The organism is Pseudothauera lacus (assembly GCF_003034845.1).
Taxonomy (GTDB): Bacteria; Pseudomonadota; Gammaproteobacteria; order Burkholderiales; family Rhodocyclaceae; genus Pseudothauera; species Pseudothauera lacus.
Window position 1 is genome coordinate 31,073 of the sequence record NZ_PZKC01000001.1, and the last position, 16,866, is coordinate 47,938.

Sequence of the window (16,866 nt, forward strand, 5' to 3'; positions counted from 1 at the left end):
GATGGGGCTTGCCGAGGTGTTTGCCCGCTTCCAGCGCACACATGCGATGGTGCTGCCACTGGCCTTGCTCACGGTGATGATCTTCGGGGTTGGCTATGGCACCCATGAGCGCATGGTGCACGAGGCCCGCAAGAACGCCGAGCGCGAACTGCAGGGACTCTCCGACATACGCCGGGCGGAGTTGTCGAACTGGCTGGAGAATCTGCGCCTGAGGAATGCACGTCCGCCAGGCAGCGCCTTGCCCGAGGGGGTGCTGCGTGCCGCCAGCGACCCGGCTGTGCTGGCCCGCCTGGGCGAGTTGCTGCGCTGGCAGGTCGAGACGACCGCCGAGTACCCGGCCGGGTGGCTGCTCGATGCGGCGGGTCAGATCGTGGTTTCAGTCGGCACGGAAGCTCTGCCGCCGCTCACCTCTCCTGCGCTGATGGAGGTCAGCAAAGCCGGCGAGGCCCGCATTCACGATTTCTACCTCAGTGACCAGGGCTCTGCGCGCCTGGCAGTGATCACGCCATTGATGACTGGAGACGGGGAGAACGATGGGCGCGTGGCCGGCTTCATGGTGGTCGCGGTCGACCCGGAATACGTCCTCTATCCCACGCTGCGCCGCGGACTGACCTTCAAGGCGCCCATCGAAACCTTCATCGCGCGCCATGAGGGAAGAGCGGTGCGCTACCTGAATCCGCTCCTTGATGCACCCGAACCCCTGCGTCTGCTCATCGACGCGCCGGCCAGCACGCTGCTGGCAGAGCGTGCGCTGTCCGCCGAGGGCGTGGTCCTGGAGGGAACGGACTACCGCGGGGTGGCCGTACTGGGTGTTGCTCACCGGGTGGAGGAGATGGATTGGGTGGTGGTTACCAAGATGGACGTCGCTGCAGTCCATCACAGCGTGAAAGGTCAGTTCGGCGCACTCGCCCTGCGCCTTGGCGTGCTGCTGGCGCTGCTGGTGGTGCTGTTCTGGCTGGCACAACGCTACTTTCGCGTACAGAGCGACCTGCAACAGGTATCGAGCGACCTCGAACAGGTCCGTCACGAGAAGCTGTCGGAGTTCTTCGTACGCTATGCCCATGACGTGGTGTTGCTGATGGACGAGTCGGGGAGCATCCTGCAGGTCAACGAAGCCGCCCGCGACGTGTATGGCTACGCCGAAGAAGAGCTGATTGGCGCCAACATCTCCCGCCTGCGTGCGCCCGAGTCGCTGGATACCCTCGGCGATCACCTGAAAGCTGCCGACACGCCTGCCGGCATCACCTTCCGGACGACCCACATGCGACGCGATGGCAGTGTCTTTCCGGTCGAAGTCAGCTCCGGGACCTTCGATTACCAGGGGCGGCGCTATCGCCAGTCCATCATTCGCGACATCAGCGAACGCGAGCTTGCCGAGGCCCGCCTGCGCAAGGCTCTGGATGCACAGATCTTGCTCAATCGCCGCCTTGAGGACGCCCAGAACCAGCTGCTCCAATCGGAAAAGATGGCCTCCATCGGCCAGCTCGCCGCGGGCGTCGCGCACGAGATCAACAATCCGGTGGGCTTCGTCAGCTCGAATCTGGGCACTTTGCGCCAGTACCTGAGCAGCGTGCTGACTGTCGTCGACTACGCTGAACGCCGGTATGGCAGCGACGAGGGCTTGCAGGCAGTGATGGCCGAACAGGACATGGCCTTCATCCGTGAGGACGCGCCGGCCTTGCTCGATGAGTCCTTGGAGGGCATTGCCCGCGTGCGCAAGATCGTCCAGGACCTGAAGGACTTTTCCCGTGTCGGCGAGACCGACTGGCAGTGGGCAGATATCCATGCCGGGCTCGACAGCACGGTCAACATCGTCTGGAACGAGATCAAGTACAAGGCCACGCTCGACAAGGATTACGGCAGGCTGCCGGACATCTGGTGCCTGCCGTCGCAGCTCAACCAGGTCTTCCTCAACCTGCTGGTCAACGCTGCCCACGCCATCCGCGAACACGGCAGGATCACCCTGCGCAGCGGGATGAGCGAGGACGGCGAACAGGTCTGGGTGGAAGTCTGCGATACCGGTGCGGGGATCGCGCCCGAGCATCTGAGCAAGCTCTTCGACCCCTTCTTCACCACCAAGCCGGTGGGACAGGGTACCGGTCTCGGTCTTTCGCTCGCCTTCTCCATCGTTCAGAAGCATGGTGGACACATCGAAGTAAGCAGCACGCCCGGGGAGGGCAGCTGCTTTCGTGTCGTGCTCGCGCGGGTACCCCCACAGGCGCCGTCACCAGAGAACCCCCCCGTTCAAACCAGTGAGGTTTCAGCATGACTCACCGCATCCTGCTCGTCGATGATGAACCGGGCATTCTCAGCGCGCTGAAGCGCCTGCTGATGCTCACTCCTTGTACCTTCAACGGAGAAACCTACCGTCTGCAGATCGATTGCTTCACCTGCCCGGAGGACGCCCTGCGCGCGGTACGCTCCGTGCCGTACGAGATGGTGATCTCCGATTTCCGCATGCCGGGCATGGATGGTGTTGAACTGCTGCGCCAGGTGCGCACCATCCAGCCCCACGCGGTGCGCTTCATCCTCTCCGGCTACGCGGACCTGCAGGCGCTGGTGAACGCCATCAACGAGGCGCAGATCAGTCGCTTCATCGGCAAGCCGTGGAAGGATTACGAGCTGGTCTCCGCAATCGCCCAGGGGCTGGCCTACCGTGCCCTGCAGGTGGAGACCGAACGCCTCGCCGATGAACGCCGGGTGGAGCGTCAGCTCGTCAGTCCGGAGGAAGTCGCCCGCAAGCAGCTCGAAGCGGAAGAGCCGGGGATCACCCAGGTGCGCTGGGGGGAAGACGGTTCGGTGATCCTCGACCCCGACCTGCAGGCCGAGTACGAGCGACTCCATCCGAATGGCTGAGTACGACGAAGCCGCCCGCCGGCTGACCCTCAAGCTGGTGTATTACGGTCCGGCCGCCAGCGGCAAGACCACCAACCTGATGCGTCTGCACGATGCCCTCCAGCCCGAGCTGAAGGGTGAGATCATGACCCTGGAGACGCACAACGACCGCACGCTGTTCTTCGACATGCTGCCGCTCGGCTTTCGCGCCCCCAGCGGGCTGCTGATCAAGTTCAAGCTGTTCACCGTGCCTGGTCAGGTCGCTCACGACGGCACCCGCAAAGCTGTGCTGTCGCGTGCCGACGGGGTGGTTTTCGTAGCCGACTCGCAGCGTTCCCAGGCGCTCAATAACGGCCTCTCGTTCGAGAACCTTGCCGACAACGCCGCCCGCGTGGGGCTCGATTTCGACGCCCTGCCGCTGGTGGTGCAGTTCAACAAGCGCGACCTCCCCGACATCCTTTCCGAGGCCGAGATCACCGCTCGCTGGGCCGGCGCACGCTGGCCGCTGACCTTTGCCTGCGCACTCAGCGGGGTTGGTGTCGCGGAAACCCTGCGCCGCCTGCTTGCCAGTCTCTACGAGCGCCTGGCGGTGCAGTACCACCTCGACAGCGAACACCGCCTCAGTCGCGAAGCCTTTGTCGCGCTGAGCACGGGGAGGGTGTCGTGAGCACCAAGGCTCACGACGGCACGCTGGCTGCTGACCCGCTGGCGCTGGAGGCTTTCGACCACGACTGGACGCTGGCTGAGCTGCTCCCCGCCGATGAGCGCCCACGACTGCTGCGCAGCCTTGCCGCAGCGCTCGATGGCGAGATCGAGCTGGTCGACGGCGCTCCTCCGCCCGTGGACCACGGCCGTTACGCCGCTGCCATCCAGATCGACTTCGAACCGCTGGGCTGGCTGCTGGGTCCCCCGGAGCGGGGTGCAGCGGTGGACGGGATTGCCGAGCTGCTGCGCAAGATGCTCCTCGACCGTCAGCGTTATCGCATGGCCTCGGCGCTGCACATGGAGAGCGTGCAGGCGGATTTTGCCGCCCTGCGGGCCCAGCACGAGGCCCTGCAGCAGTCGGAGAACCGATATCGCGAGCTCGCCACGCAACTCGAGGTTCGCGTTGCCGAGCAGGTCAGCCTGATCGAAGTTCGCCAACGCCAGCTCTATCAGGCCGAGCGCCTCGCCAGCGTTGCCCAGCTCGCCGCCGGCATGGCGCATGAGATCAACAACCCGATCGGCTTCGTGCGCAGCAACCTCAACTCGGCGCGGGCCTATCTGCGCCAGATCTGCGCTGCGCTGAGCAGCATGCGGGAAGGAGATCAGGCTGCCTGGGAGCGTATCGACGCCGATTTCCTGCTTGCCGACTTTGCCGAACTGATCGACGACAGTATCGCTGGCGCCGACCGCATCGCCACCATCATCCGCGACCTCAAGGGTTTCTCCAACGTCGATCGCGACGAAGTCGCGGTCATCGATCTGCGCGCCAGCCTGGAGGAGCTCTGCCGCCTGTTGACTCCGCGCCTGCCGGAGTTGGCCAGACTGCACTGCGAAGGCCAGGCCAGTCCGCGTCTGCGCTGCCGCCCGGGGCATCTGCAGCAGGCGCTGCACAATGTGCTCGACAATGCCATCAAGGCCATCGGCCCGGGTGGGCGGATCGCCGTGCGTTGCGCCTGTGCGGACGGGTGGCAGCAGATTGAGGTGAGCGACGATGGCTGTGGCATCGCCGAGGAGCATCTGGCGCGGGTCTTCGACCCCTTTTACACCACTCGGGCGGTCGGCAGCGGCATTGGCCTGGGGCTGACCCTCGCGCGCGACGTCATCCTTGCCGAAGGCGGGCGCATCACACTGAGCAGCCGTGCCGGGGAGGGCACTACCGTGGACATCCGTCTGCCCCTGGGAGGGGCGCAATGAGCGGCCTGGCGCGCTATTTCACCGGCCAGGGCGCTGTCGCCGATGGCCTTGCGCCCGCCGCGCGCGAACCCTACCGCCTGCTCCTGGTGGACGACGAACCCGGCGTGCTGCGGGCCTTGACCCGCGTCTTCCGGCAGGAAGCCTATGAAGTGCTGACCGCGGCCAACGCAGTCGAAGGGCTGGCCTGCCTGCGTGCGCAGACCATTCATCTGGTGATCAGCGACTACCTCATGCCGGGCATGAACGGCGCCGAGTTCCTCAAGCAGGTCAAGCAGCTCAGCCCCGACACCCTGCGCATCATGCTTACTGGCCATGCCGATACCGGTGCGGTGATGGGGGCGATCAACGAAGGTGCCGTATACAAGTTCATCCTCAAGCCGTGGAACGATGACGACCTGCGCATCACCGTGGCGCTGGCGCTGGAGCAGTTCGATCTCGTCCGCCGCAATCGCGCCCTGGCCAGCGAGAACAACCGCAAAGGCAAGGAGATCGAGGCGCTGGCACGCATCACCGCGGGGCATGCCAGCCGCCTGGGGATTGCCCTCAACAAGAAGCAGTTGATCAACGACGCGCAACTGCAGGAACTGCACCGCCTGCAGCAGGCTCGCCGTGAACCGTTGATCGTCCTGCTGCTGGAAAAGGGCTGGCTGAGCGAACGTCAGGTGCGCGAGTTCCTGCGCCAGGATCTGCTCATCGAGGAGCTCGCACTGGCCGAGCAGCCCCTGCAGCCGGCGCTCGCCGACCTTGTGCCGCGCACGCTCTGCGAGCGCCAGCTGGTGGTGCCGCTGAGCCTTGAAGGGCGCCGTCTGACGCTGGCGATGGCCGACCCCATGGATACCGCGCTGACCGACGAGATCCGCTTCACTGCCGGCCTCGAACTGAACGTAGTGATGGCCGATGTTGGCGCCATCCGCGAGCGCATCGCGGCGCTTTATGGCGAGACCGTCGACTTCAGCGAGCTGGAAACGGTGATCGGCAACGTCGATCCCTATGAGGGCATCGAGATCGTCATCGACGAGGACGACCAGGCCTCGCTCGACGTCCTGCTCACCGAAAGCGATGCGCCTCCGGCAATACGCCTGGCCAATGCGGTGGTGCTCGAAGCGATACGCCTCGGCGCCTCCGACATCCATCTGCAGCCGCGTGCGAAGGCGGTAGTGGTGCGCTACCGCATCGATGGCGTCCTCCAGGACAAGATCCAGATCCCCCACCACCTGCACGGCTCGCTGGTGTCGCGCTTCAAGATCATGGCCGAACTCGACATCGCCGAGCGTCGCCGTCCGCAGGATGGACGCCTGACCGTGAAGAGCCCGCTGAAGGTCGTCGATCTGCGCATCTCGACCTTGCCGACGATCAATGGCGAGAAGGTGGTGATGCGCCTGCTCGACCGCAACGCTGCGGTGCCCTCGCTTGACCAGCTCGGTTTTGCGCCGCTCGACCTGCAGCGCCTGCGGGTGAGCATGGACCGCCCGCAGGGCATCATTCTCGCTACGGGCCCCACCGGCAGCGGCAAGACCACCACGCTGTACTCGCTGCTGCAGGCCAGTGCCGACCCGGGGCGCAACTACGTCACCATCGAGGATCCGGTCGAGTACTACCTCGACATGGCCGGCCAGGTGCTGATCCGCGACAAGATCGGCCTGACCTTTCCGGTCGTCCTGCGCGCGATGCTGCGCCAGGATCCTGATGTCATACTATTGGGGGAAATCCGCGATTTCGATACAGCCGAGGTCGCCTTTCACGCCGCACTCACCGGTCACCAGGTGTTCTCTACCCTGCACACCAATTCCGCGCTGGCCACCATCGCCCGTCTTCTCGACCTTGGTCTCAAACCCTATGTCGTCGCCTCCGCGCTGGAGGCGGTCATTGCCCAGCGCCTGGTGCGTGCTGTGTGCCCGGCGTGCCGGGAGGAGGCGCCGGTGGATACCGCCTTGCTTGCCCGTCTGGGCGGGGTGTTTGCGGTGCGACCGCCACGCAGCTTTGTCGGCCGCGGTTGTGGGGCCTGTCACGGCAGTGGTTTCAAGGGGCGACTGGGCTTGTATGAGCTGCTGGTGATGAACGATGCCCTGCGCGGTGTCATCAGTGCCGGCGGCGGTCTGCAGGAAATGCGTGCGCTGTTGCGTCAGGGCGGCATGGGTTCGCTGGGTGAGGACGCCTGGCGCAAGGTGGATGCGGGGCTGACGACGGCGGGCGAAGTGTTGCGCGTCATGGGGGCCCTGGAGCAAGGAGATGACAATGCTTGAAGCTTTCAAATGGGATCGACGCTTCGAGCTCGGCCTGGATGTGGTCGATGCCCAGCACCACCGCCTCGTCGACATGCTCAACGTGCTCATCGAAGTCGTTACCGACCGGCGTCATGCTGGCGAAGAGCAGATACTGAGCCTGCTCGATGGCCTGCAGGCCTACGCGTGCGAGCACTTCCGCGACGAGGAGGCGCTGATGGACAAGTGGGGATGCACGCCTGCTCACATCGCCGCCCACACACGGCAGCACGAGATCTTTGCGGAGCAGATTGGCGTTGCCCGCAATGAGTATCTGGCAGCGGGAGGCTCGCGCGACATCCTCGAGGTGCTGGCCAACTTCGTCACTTCATGGCTGTCCTTTCACATCCTCGGCTCCGATCGCGACATGGCCGGGCAGATAGTCCGCATCCGTGCCGGCCAGCCAGCGGACCGCCGCAGCGTGCCCGAGCACGAGCAGGAAGGTGGTGCCACCCGCATTCTCGTGGAGGCCATGGGGCGCCTCTACGAGCTGATGGCCGAGCGCAACCTTGCCCTCGCCGCCACGCGCGACCAGCTCGCCGAGCTCAATGCCAGCCTGGAGCAGCGCGTTGCCGAGCGTACCGCAGAACTTCAGCAGGCGCTCGCCGAGGTTCAGCGTACGCGCGAACAATTGCTGCAGTCCGAGAAGATGTCGGCGATCGGCCAACTGGCCGCCGGCGTGGCGCACGAGATCAACAACCCCGTCGGTTTTGTCAGCTCCAACCTCGGCAGCCTGAAGCAGTACGTCGGCAAGCTGATCGACCTCATCGATCGTTACGATAGCTGCCTCGCCCGCCGCGGTGTCCCTGCAGTCGTCAGTGAAGAGCTGAAGGCCTTGCGTCAGCAGGCCGATTTCGATTTCCTGCGCAATGATGTCGGCGATCTGCTGAGTGAATCGATGGAGGGGCTCGATCGGGTCAAGAAGATCGTTCAGGACATGAAGACCTTCTCACACGTTGACCACGCCGAGTGGCAGGACAGCGACCTGCACGAGATTCTCGAAAGCACCCTGACCGTGGTCTGGCACGAGCTCAAGTACAAGGCCGAGGTCGTGCGCCAGTATGGCGACTTGCCCCGCGTGCGCTGTCTGCCGGCGCAGCTGAGCCAGGTACTGATGAACATCCTGGTCAACGCTGCGCAGGCCATCGAGCACAGCCCCGGGCGCATCACGCTGAGCACGCGCCGCCATGCCGACGGCGTGGAACTGGAGATCGCCGACAACGGGCGGGGGATGTCCGCGGAAGTCCTGCGGCACCTGTTCGAACCCTTCTTTACCACCAAGCCGGTGGGCAAGGGGACCGGTCTCGGGCTGTCGATCTCCTACGAAATCGTCAAGCGCCATGGTGGCGACATCACCGTGGACAGCCGCCCGGGTGAAGGCGCGCGTTTCACCCTGCGCCTGCCCCTGGAGCCGCCCGCGGACTGAATCCGCAGGGTCTGCATGACCCTTCAAGGTCTCATGAGCGCAGCTTCTCGGCGACGCGGAAGGCCTCGCGCAGTTCCTCGCGCAACTGCATGTCGTCCCAGGGCTTGGTGAAGAACTTGTAGATCGCGCCGCGGTTGACGGCCTGCGTGATGGTCTCGACTTCCGAGTAACCCGACAGCACGATGCGTATCGTCTGCGGGTGGAGGTCCTTCACCCGCGAGAGGAACTCGGTGCCGCTCATCTCCGGCATGCGCTGGTCGGAAACGATGACCTGCACCGTGTTCTGTGCCAGCAACTCGAAGGCTTCTGCAGCGCTGGTGGTGGACAGGATGCGATAGCCGTCCTGGCGCAGCAGGCGCTGCAAGGCCCGCAGGATGTTGGCCTCGTCATCGAGCAGAAGCAGGGTGCGCTCGCTCTTGTGCTCATCGGGCGGGGCCGGCAGGGTGCGCGATTCGCGCAGCAGGGCTTCCAGCTCGGCGGCTGCCAGGGCGCGACTGAAGAGGAAGCCCTGCATGGAACTGCAGCCACGCTGGCGCAGGAAATTGAGCTGGCTCTCGGTTTCCACCCCTTCTGCCAGTACCGACATGTGCAGGCTTTCGGCCAGTGCGATGGTGGTGTTGGCGATGGCGGCGTTGGTGGGGTTGGAGGTGATGTCGTTGACGAAGGACTGGTCGATCTTGATCTTGTCGAAGGGGAAGCGCGACAGGTAGGCGAGCGAGGAATAGCCTGTGCCGAAGTCGTCGAGTGACAGCCTGACGCCCAGTTCGTGCAGCTTCTGGCTGGTGCGGATGGCGGTTTCGGCGTCATCGACGAAGGCGCTCTCGGTGAGCTCGATTTCCAGGCAGCGCGGCGGCAGACCACTCTTGTCGAGCGCGCTGCGCACACTGGCGAGCAGGCTGGGGTCGCGGAACTGGCGCACCGACACGTTTACCGCCACGCACAGCTGAGGCAGGCCCTGGTCCTGCCAGGCCTTGTTCTGCCGGCAGGCTTTCTCCAGGGCCCAGTGGCCCATCGGAAAGATCAGCCCGCTCTGTTCTGCTACCGGAATGAACTCTCCGGGGGGAATCTGCCCCAGCGTCGGGCTGACCCAGCGCATCAGCGCTTCGACGCCGTTGATGTGGCCGCTGCGGATATCCACCTGCGGCTGGTAATGCAGTGACAGCTCACCGCGTTCGAGCGCCAGACGCAACTGGCTCTCCAGCGCCAGGCGCTGGCGCACGCGCTCACCGAGGCTGCTGGTGTAGTAGCAGTACTGGTCGCGCCCGCGGGTCTTGGCCTCGTTGAGCGCTGTGTCGGCGTGCTGGATGAGTTCCTGCGGCGTACGGCCGTCGCCGGGGAAAAGGGCAATGCCGATGCTGCCGGCGGCAAACACCTCCTGACTGCCGTCGATGCGCAGCGGGGTATGCAGGGCGTCGATGAGGCGGCTGGCGGCGCGTGCGGCGTCGTCCGGCGTGGCCAGGCGTTCGATGATGATGAGGAACTCGTCGCCGCCCAGACGGGCAAGGGTTACGTCGCCGGCGACCTCCGCCTGCAGACGACGGGAGACCTCTATCAGCACCTGATCGCCGATGACGTGCCCGAGGCTGTCGTTGATGTTCTTGAAGAGGTCAAGATCAAGGTACAGCACGGCGATGCTGTCGCCCTGGCGCTCGGCCTGTTCGATGGCGTGCTGCAGGCGCGAGATGGCGAGCAGACGGTTGGGCAGATGGGTGAGGGGGTCGTAGTGGGTGAGCCGTTCGCGCTCCTCCTCACTTTGACGCAGGCGGCTGAGGTCGGTCATTACGCCGACGTAGTGAGTCGGCAAGCCGGCGCTGTCACGCACGGTGCTGATGCTCAGCAGCTGGGGGTAGGTTTCGCCATTCTTGCGGCGGTTCCACAGTTCTCCCTGCCAGTAGCCGTTGCCCAGCAGGCTTTTCCACATCTCTTCATACAGGGCCGGGGACTCCAGCCCGGACTTGAGGATGGAGGGATTGTGCCCGAGGGCCTCCTCGGCTTTGTAGCCGGTGATGTCGGACCACGCGCTGTTGACCGATACGATGGCTGGACGCAGATCGGTGATCATGATGCCGTCGCGCGTGTCGGCCAGTGCGGCGAGGGTCTGGCGCTGCATCTGCTCCTGCTCCGAACGTTCCACGGCCAGTGCGGCGATCTGGCCGAATTCGGCGAGGCGGCGTATGTCCGGATTGCCAGGGTCCGTTGCGGCTCCCGGGCAGTAGGCTCCAAGCAGCCCCAGGAGCCGGCCATTGCTGCCGCGCAGGGGCAGATGGAAAGCGTCGGCAAAGCCAGCAGCCTCTATCAGTGCGCGGTGGCAGTCCCTGGCAGTGACCGGATCCGTGGCGCTGCCGAGCAGTTGCGAGTCCTGTCCGGGATCGCCGAGCAGCGCTTTCAGGGTTGCCGCCCGGTCGGTGACAGCTTCCACGTATGCCGCGCCGAGCCCAGTGTCGGAGATCCGGGGCGGGTCGTTGTCGACCAGACGGATGACCGCGGCGTGGCAGCACGGGAAGCAGTGCCTGATCTGCTCGGCACAGTAGGTGAGAATCTCATCGAGCGGCTGTCCGTTGAACATGCGCTCGCGAATGCTCATGCGCGCGGCGCGGACCTGGGCCGAGAGCATCTCCTCGGTAACGTCGTTCCAGCTGCCGACCGTTTCCAGCGGCTTGCGGCGGATCAGACGCTCCTGGTCGCGTATCCACAGCAACTGGCCGTTGCGGTGACGGAAGCGGTAACAGAGGTCGAGTTCGCCGTGCTCGAGGAGATCCGGCTGCGAGGCGGCGACACGGTCGCGGTCGTCCTCGTAGATGTTCGACCACCACCATCCCGGGGAGGTGGCCTCGGCGTAGCTGTAGCCCAGCATGCGTACGACGTTGCCGCTGAGCATCACCGGCGTGGCAATCCCGTTTTCGTAGCGCAGCTTGTAGATCAGCGTCGGGCTGCTGGCCAGCAGCTCCGCGTGTTCGGCACTGAGTGAGCGCAGCATGTCGCGTTCGCGGCGCAATTCGTGCTCGCGGTGCACCTTCTCTATGGTTGCCGGCAGGGCGAAGAGGTAGCCATTGTCCTTGGGAATGAAATCGTCTACGTCCAGATGCACGGCGAGTGCAGCAACCTCTTCGCTGCCCTGAGCGGTGGTCAGGATGGTCGGCAGGCTGATGCCGTGAGTGCGGCGCAGTTGGTGTACCACTTCAAGACCATCCGTGCCGGGCAGGCGGTAGTCGAGCAGCAGTACGTCCGGCTGACGCGCTGCGGAGCGGTCGAGCAGGCGGGCGAACACGGCATCGGCGCCATCCACCACGCTCAGGTGCAGGTGGGGGGCGTGGCGTTCGAGGTGATGGCGGGCGAGTTCGGCATCCGCGCGGTTGGGTTCTGCGTAAAGGATCTCCAGTGCGCGCCCGTGCGCAGGACGGTCCTTGGCCCGGCGCACGATGTCACGGATGACCTGTGGCAGCGCATCGAGATAGGTTTCGTTCTTGACCACGTAGTCCTGTGCGCCGGCCTTCAGTGCCTGTACCGCGCTCTTCAGGTCACCGCTGCCGGTGACCAGCACGACCGGCGGGGGGGCGTCACTGACGCGCAGGGCAGCGAGCAGTTCGAGGCCGCTGCCGTCGGGCAGGCGCAGATCGCAGAGGATGAGGTCGTAATGACGTTCGCTCAGACGACGGTGTGCCTCATCCAGGCAGGATGCGCTCTCCAGGGTAATGTCGGCCGCGTGGCGGGCGAAGTGCTCCTGGGTGAGCTGGGTGTCGACGGTGGAGTCTTCAATGTAGAGGACGAGCATGATGCAGCAGACCCTTGGTGTGAGCCGCCCCGCCAGTGCAAACCGGGAAGGGTCCATGTTGGGTGAAAAAGGGTCTGCCGACAAGAGCGCGGCTTCGCGCGTCGTGACGAAATCCAGCGGCTTCAGTTCGTGGCGGTGCAGATGGTGTTGCGGCCAGCGTTCTTGGCGCGATAGAGCGCAGCGTCGGCCTGCGCGAGCGGCGCGAGAAGCTGAAGAAGGCAGAGGAGGGCATCGCTGCGGAAGTCGGCCCGGCGGTCTCTATCGACGATCGCGATCTGCACCGCGCCGCTTTTCCGTTAGCTCGCCGAGACCCCGGATGAGCCGTCGAAAGTTCGCGCCTTCATGGCCCACATCGTGAAAAAGGCCAGTATCCGCGGCACCGATGTTGCGCTGGATTACTGGCCTGAGACGCTTGTGTCCGCCATCGGCGGTTCACAGAGCGTGGTAAGTTGGCTCCCCGACCTGGGCTCGAACCAGGGACCTACGGATTAACAGTCCGGCGCTCTACCGACTGAGCTATCGAGGAATTGACCGATTTTCACTGCAAGGTCTTCGATTGGACACTGCAGGTGCTGCGTGTTCTGTTGGCTCCCCGACCTGGGCTCGAACCAGGGACCTACGGATTAACAGTCCGGCGCTCTACCGACTGAGCTATCGAGGAACAGAGCCGCGCATTCTAAGGAGGACGCGGCTTTTCGTCAACAAGCGGGCGGCGTTTTTCCGCCTCAGCCCTTGACCACGGCGGCGATCGCCTGGGCGACGTAGCCGATGTTCTTGCTGTTGAGCGCGGCCAGGCAGATGCGCCCGGTGGACACCGCATAGATGCCGAACTCGCTCTTCAGGCGCTCGACCTGCTCGGCGGTGAGGCCGGTGTAGGAGAACATGCCGCGCTGCTTGATGACGAAGGAGAAGTCCTGCGCCACGCCCGCGGCCTTGAGCTGCTCGACCAGGCCGGTGCGCATGGCGCGGATGCGCTCGCGCATGCCGGCCAGTTCGTCTTCCCACTGCTGGCGCAGTTCCGCCGAGTTGAGCACCGCGGCGACGATGGCGCCGCCGTGGATCGGCGGGTTGGAGTAGTTGGTGCGGATGACGCGCTTGACCTGGGAGAGCACGCGGGCCGATTCGTCCTTGCCGGCGGTGACGATGGACAGCGCGCCGACGCGTTCGCCGTACAGCGAGAAGCTCTTCGAGAAGGAGCTGGAGACGAAGAACTGCAGGCCGCTGGCGGAGAAGGCGCGTACCGCCACAGCGTCGGCGTCGATGCCGTCGGCAAAACCCTGGTAGGCCATGTCGAGGAAGGGCACCAGGCCGCGCGAACGGCAGGCTTCGACCACCTCATTCCACTGTGCGTCGGAGAGGTCGGCGCCGGTCGGGTTGTGGCAGCAGGCGTGCAGCACGATGATGGAGCCGGGGGCGAGGGACTCCAGCTTGGCCTTCATGCCGGCGAAGTTCACGCCGCGGGTGGCGGCGTCGTAGTAGGGATAGTTCTCCACCGGGAAACCGGCCGATTCGAACAGTGCGCGGTGGTTCTCCCAGCTCGGATCGGAGATGTACACCGTGGCGCCGGGCAGCAGGCGCTTCAGGTAGTCGGCGCCGACCTTCAGCGCGCCGGTGCCGCCGAGCGCTTCGACGGTGACCACCTGGCCGTTGGCGATGAGCGCGGAATCCTTGCCCAGCAGCAGGTTCTGCACGGCGTTGTTGTAGGTCGCCGGGCCTTCGATGGGCTGGTAGCCGCGCGGCGGCATGGCTTCCAGGCGGGCCTTCTCGGCCGCCTTGACCGCGGCGAGCAGCGGGATCTTGCCGTTGTCGTCGTAGTACACGCCGACGCCGAGGTTCACCTTCTCGGCACGGGTGTCGGCGTTGAAGGCCTCGTTCAGGCCAAGGATCGGGTCACGGGGGGCCATTTCGACGGCGGCGAAGAGCGAGGCGGACATGTGGGCTCCAGTCAGGTGGGAAGTGCCAGTGGCCGGCGAACCCGGCCGCATTGCTGTGGTCGGTAAGCCGTGCCCGTGGCACGCAAAATGATCAATAATGGTCGTTTGCGCCGCGCCGCAGGGGGGATCTCCATGGCGCACGAAACAAACGGAAATTCTAGCATGACGAGTCCTGCCGCCAGCGCCCGGGTGATCAGCTACGAAGGCAGCCCGTTCCGCCTGCACCAGCCCTTTCCGCCGGCCGGCGACCAGCCGACGGCGATCGCGCAACTGATCGACGGGGTCAACGATGGCCTGATGTACCAGACCCTGCTCGGGGTCACCGGCTCGGGCAAGACCTACACCATGGCCAACGTCATCGCCCAGAGCGGCCGCCCGGCCCTGGTGCTGGCGCCCAACAAGACGCTGGCCGCGCAGCTCTACGCCGAGTTCAAGGAGTTCCTGCCCGAGAATGCGGTGGAGTACTTCGTCAGCTACTACGACTACTACCAGCCGGAAGCCTACGTGCCTTCGCGCGATCTGTTCATCGAGAAGGATTCGAGCATCAACGAGCACATCGAGCAGATGCGCCTTTCGGCCACCAAGAGCCTGATGGAGCGGCGCGACGTGGTGATCGTGGCTACCGTGTCGTGCATCTACGGCATCGGCGACCCGGTCGATTACCACAGCATGGTGCTGCACCTGCGCGAGGGTGAGCGCATCGGCCACCGCGACCTGATCGCCCGCCTGGTGGCGATGCAGTACTCCCGCGCGGACATCGATTTTCGCCGCGGCACCTTCCGCGTGCGCGGCGACGTGATCGACGTGTTTCCGTCGGAGAACGCGGAGCTGGCGGTGCGCATCGAGATGTTCGACGACGAGATCGAACACCTCACCCTGTTCGACCCGCTCACCGGCCACCTCAAGCAGAAGCTGGTGCGCTTCACGGTGTATCCATCCAGCCACTACGTGACCCCGCGCGCTACGGTGCTGAAGGCCATCGAGGCGATCAAGGAGGAGCTCAACGAGCGCGTCAAGGTCTTCCAGCACGCCGGCAAGCTGGTCGAGGCACAGCGCATCGAGCAGCGCACCCGCTTCGACCTCGAGATGCTCAACGAGATGGGCTTCTGCAAGGGCATCGAGAACTACTCGCGCCACCTCTCGGGCCGCGCGCCGGGCGAGCCGCCGCCCACGCTGATCGACTACCTGCCGGCCGACGCGCTGCTCTTCGTGGATGAGTCGCACGTCACCATCCCGCAGGTCGGCGGCATGTACAAGGGCGACCGCTCGCGCAAGGACAATCTGGTGGAGTACGGCTTCCGCCTGCCCTCGGCGCTCGACAACCGGCCGCTCAAGTTTGACGAGTTCGAACGCCTGATGCCGCAGACCGTCTTCGTCTCCGCCACCCCGGCGGCCTACGAGGCGCAGCACCAGGGCCAGGTGGTGGAGCAGGTGGTGCGCCCCACCGGGCTGATCGACCCGGTGGTCGAGGTGCGTCCGGCGATCACCCAGGTGGACGATCTCCTGGGCGAGATCCGCAAGCGCGTCGATGCCGGCGAGCGCGTGCTGGTCACCGTGCTGACCAAGCGCATGGCGGAGGATCTCACCGACTACCTCGGCGAGCACGGCGTGCGCGTGCGCTACCTGCATTCCGACATCGATACCGTGGAGCGTGTGGAGATCATCCGCGACCTGCGCCTGGGCGAGTTCGACGTGCTGGTGGGCATCAACCTCCTGCGCGAGGGCCTGGACATCCCCGAGGTCTCACTGGTGGCCATCCTCGATGCCGACAAGGAAGGCTTCCTGCGCTCTTTCCGGTCGCTGATTCAGACCATCGGCCGTGCCGCACGTCACGTGCATGGCACGGCCATCCTCTATGCCGACCACCTCACCGATTCGATGAAGGCGGCGATGAGCGAGACCGAGCGCCGGCGGCAGAAGCAGATCGACTTCAACGAGGCCCACGGCATCACTCCGAAGAGCGTAAGCAAGCGCATCAAGGACATCATCGACGGTGTCTACAGCACCGCTGAAGGCAGCCGGCGCGACGCCGCGCGGGTGGCAGAGAGTGTCGCCGACTACCAGTTGCTGGACGAGAAGGGTCTCGCAAAGGCGATCAAGAAGCTGGAAAAGGCCATGCAGGAGCATGCCCGCAACCTGGAATTCGAAAAGGCCGCTGCGGCCCGCGACGAGCTCTTCCGCCTGCGTCAGCAGGCTTTTGGCGCGGACCAGCACGGCAGCCTGTAACAGAGAGGAGGGGAGAGTGAAGCGCATCCTGTTCGTGTGCACCGGGAACATCTGCAGATCGCCGACCGCCGAAGGCGTGGCCCGGTACTTCATCGAGACCGCCGGTTTGCGTGGTCGTGTGGAGGTGGACTCCGCCGGTACCCATGGCTATCACGCCGGTGAGACGCCCGACCCGCGTGCCTGCAAGGCGGCCGCCCGCCGTGGTTATGATCTCGGCGCGCTGGTGGCGCGGCGTCTGGAGGTCGCCGACTTTCAGCGCTTCGATCTCATCCTGGCAATGGACCAGGGGCACATGGAGGCGATGCTGAAGATCTGCCCGCCGGTGTATCGCCAGCGTCTGGGCATGTTCATGCAGTACGCACGCCGCCATGACGGCGATGAGGTGCCGGATCCCTACTATGGCGGCGAAGCCGGCTTCGACGCCGTTCTCGACATGTGCGAGGACGGCGTGCAGGGACTCATGGAGGTACTGGCAGCGCTGGAGGATTGAGGCGAAGAGGTGCCTCGGCGCAA

At 65.2% G+C, this 16,866-nt stretch carries 11 protein-coding genes and 2 tRNA genes; 8 read left to right on the forward strand and 5 right to left on the reverse strand.

What is annotated here, in order from left to right; genetic code table 11:
• Nucleotide 1 precedes the first annotated feature (1 nt).
• The 6 genes from C8261_RS00140 to C8261_RS00165 are packed head-to-tail and all read left to right on the forward strand — an operon-like array spanning nt 2 to nt 8,421.
• Nucleotides 2–2,269 (forward strand): ATP-binding protein, encoded by a 2,268-nt coding sequence (locus C8261_RS00140; RefSeq protein WP_107491633.1) that lies wholly within the window; start codon nt 2–4, stop codon nt 2,267–2,269.
• The gene (locus C8261_RS00145) at nt 2,266–2,856 is read left to right on the forward strand and encodes a response regulator (RefSeq protein WP_107491634.1); all 591 of its coding nucleotides are present in this window, start codon (nt 2,266–2,268) and stop codon (nt 2,854–2,856) included. Before C8261_RS00140 ends, C8261_RS00145 begins: the two co-directional genes overlap by 4 nt.
• A complete protein-coding gene (locus C8261_RS00150) occupies nt 2,849–3,502 on the forward strand; it encodes a GTP-binding protein (protein WP_107491635.1) in 654 nt (217 codons plus the stop codon). Before C8261_RS00145 ends, C8261_RS00150 begins: the two co-directional genes overlap by 8 nt.
• Entirely contained in the window at nt 3,499–4,734 is a 1,236-nt protein-coding gene (locus C8261_RS00155) for a sensor histidine kinase (protein ID WP_107491636.1), read from the forward strand. The genes C8261_RS00150 and C8261_RS00155 overlap by 4 nt, the downstream gene beginning before the upstream one ends.
• The gene (locus C8261_RS00160) at nt 4,731–6,977 is read left to right on the forward strand and encodes an ATPase, T2SS/T4P/T4SS family (protein WP_107491637.1); all 2,247 of its coding nucleotides are present in this window, start codon (nt 4,731–4,733) and stop codon (nt 6,975–6,977) included. Before C8261_RS00155 ends, C8261_RS00160 begins: the two co-directional genes overlap by 4 nt.
• Nucleotides 6,970–8,421: an ATP-binding protein gene (locus C8261_RS00165; protein WP_181358781.1), complete on the forward strand. Its 1,452-nt coding sequence runs from the start codon at nt 6,970–6,972 to the stop codon at nt 8,419–8,421. Before C8261_RS00160 ends, C8261_RS00165 begins: the two co-directional genes overlap by 8 nt.
• A gap of 31 nt (nt 8,422–8,452) precedes the next feature.
• On the opposite strand, the gene C8261_RS00170 is transcribed toward C8261_RS00165, so the two are convergent.
• The 5 genes from C8261_RS00170 to C8261_RS00185 all read right to left on the reverse strand — a co-directional run bounded on the left by C8261_RS00170 (nt 8,453) and on the right by C8261_RS00185 (nt 14,127).
• The gene (locus C8261_RS00170; RefSeq protein WP_181358782.1) at nt 8,453–12,193 is read right to left on the reverse strand and encodes an EAL domain-containing protein; all 3,741 of its coding nucleotides are present in this window, start codon (nt 12,191–12,193) and stop codon (nt 8,453–8,455) included.
• A 122-nt stretch (nt 12,194–12,315) separates the two neighbouring features.
• The gene (locus C8261_RS17250) at nt 12,316–12,474 is read right to left on the reverse strand and encodes a hypothetical protein (protein WP_181358783.1); all 159 of its coding nucleotides are present in this window, start codon (nt 12,472–12,474) and stop codon (nt 12,316–12,318) included.
• A gap of 169 nt (nt 12,475–12,643) precedes the next feature.
• A tRNA-Asn gene (locus C8261_RS00175) sits at nt 12,644–12,719 on the reverse strand.
• A 59-nt stretch (nt 12,720–12,778) separates the two neighbouring features.
• A tRNA-Asn gene (locus C8261_RS00180) sits at nt 12,779–12,854 on the reverse strand.
• A gap of 64 nt (nt 12,855–12,918) precedes the next feature.
• Nucleotides 12,919–14,127, reverse strand: coding sequence for an amino acid aminotransferase (locus C8261_RS00185; RefSeq protein ID WP_107491640.1), 1,209 nt, complete (start codon nt 14,125–14,127; stop codon nt 12,919–12,921).
• Between the two features lie 162 nt (nt 14,128–14,289).
• Between C8261_RS00185 and uvrB the strand changes: the two genes are divergently transcribed.
• Both uvrB and C8261_RS00195 read left to right on the forward strand, forming a co-directional pair.
• Nucleotides 14,290–16,353, forward strand: coding sequence for an excinuclease ABC subunit UvrB (gene uvrB, locus C8261_RS00190; protein ID WP_181358784.1), 2,064 nt, complete (start codon nt 14,290–14,292; stop codon nt 16,351–16,353).
• Between the two features lie 16 nt (nt 16,354–16,369).
• On the forward strand, nt 16,370–16,843 hold the full coding sequence (locus C8261_RS00195; RefSeq protein WP_107491642.1) for a low molecular weight protein-tyrosine-phosphatase: 474 nt from the start codon (nt 16,370–16,372) through the stop codon (nt 16,841–16,843).
• Nucleotides 16,844–16,866 lie beyond the last annotated feature (23 nt).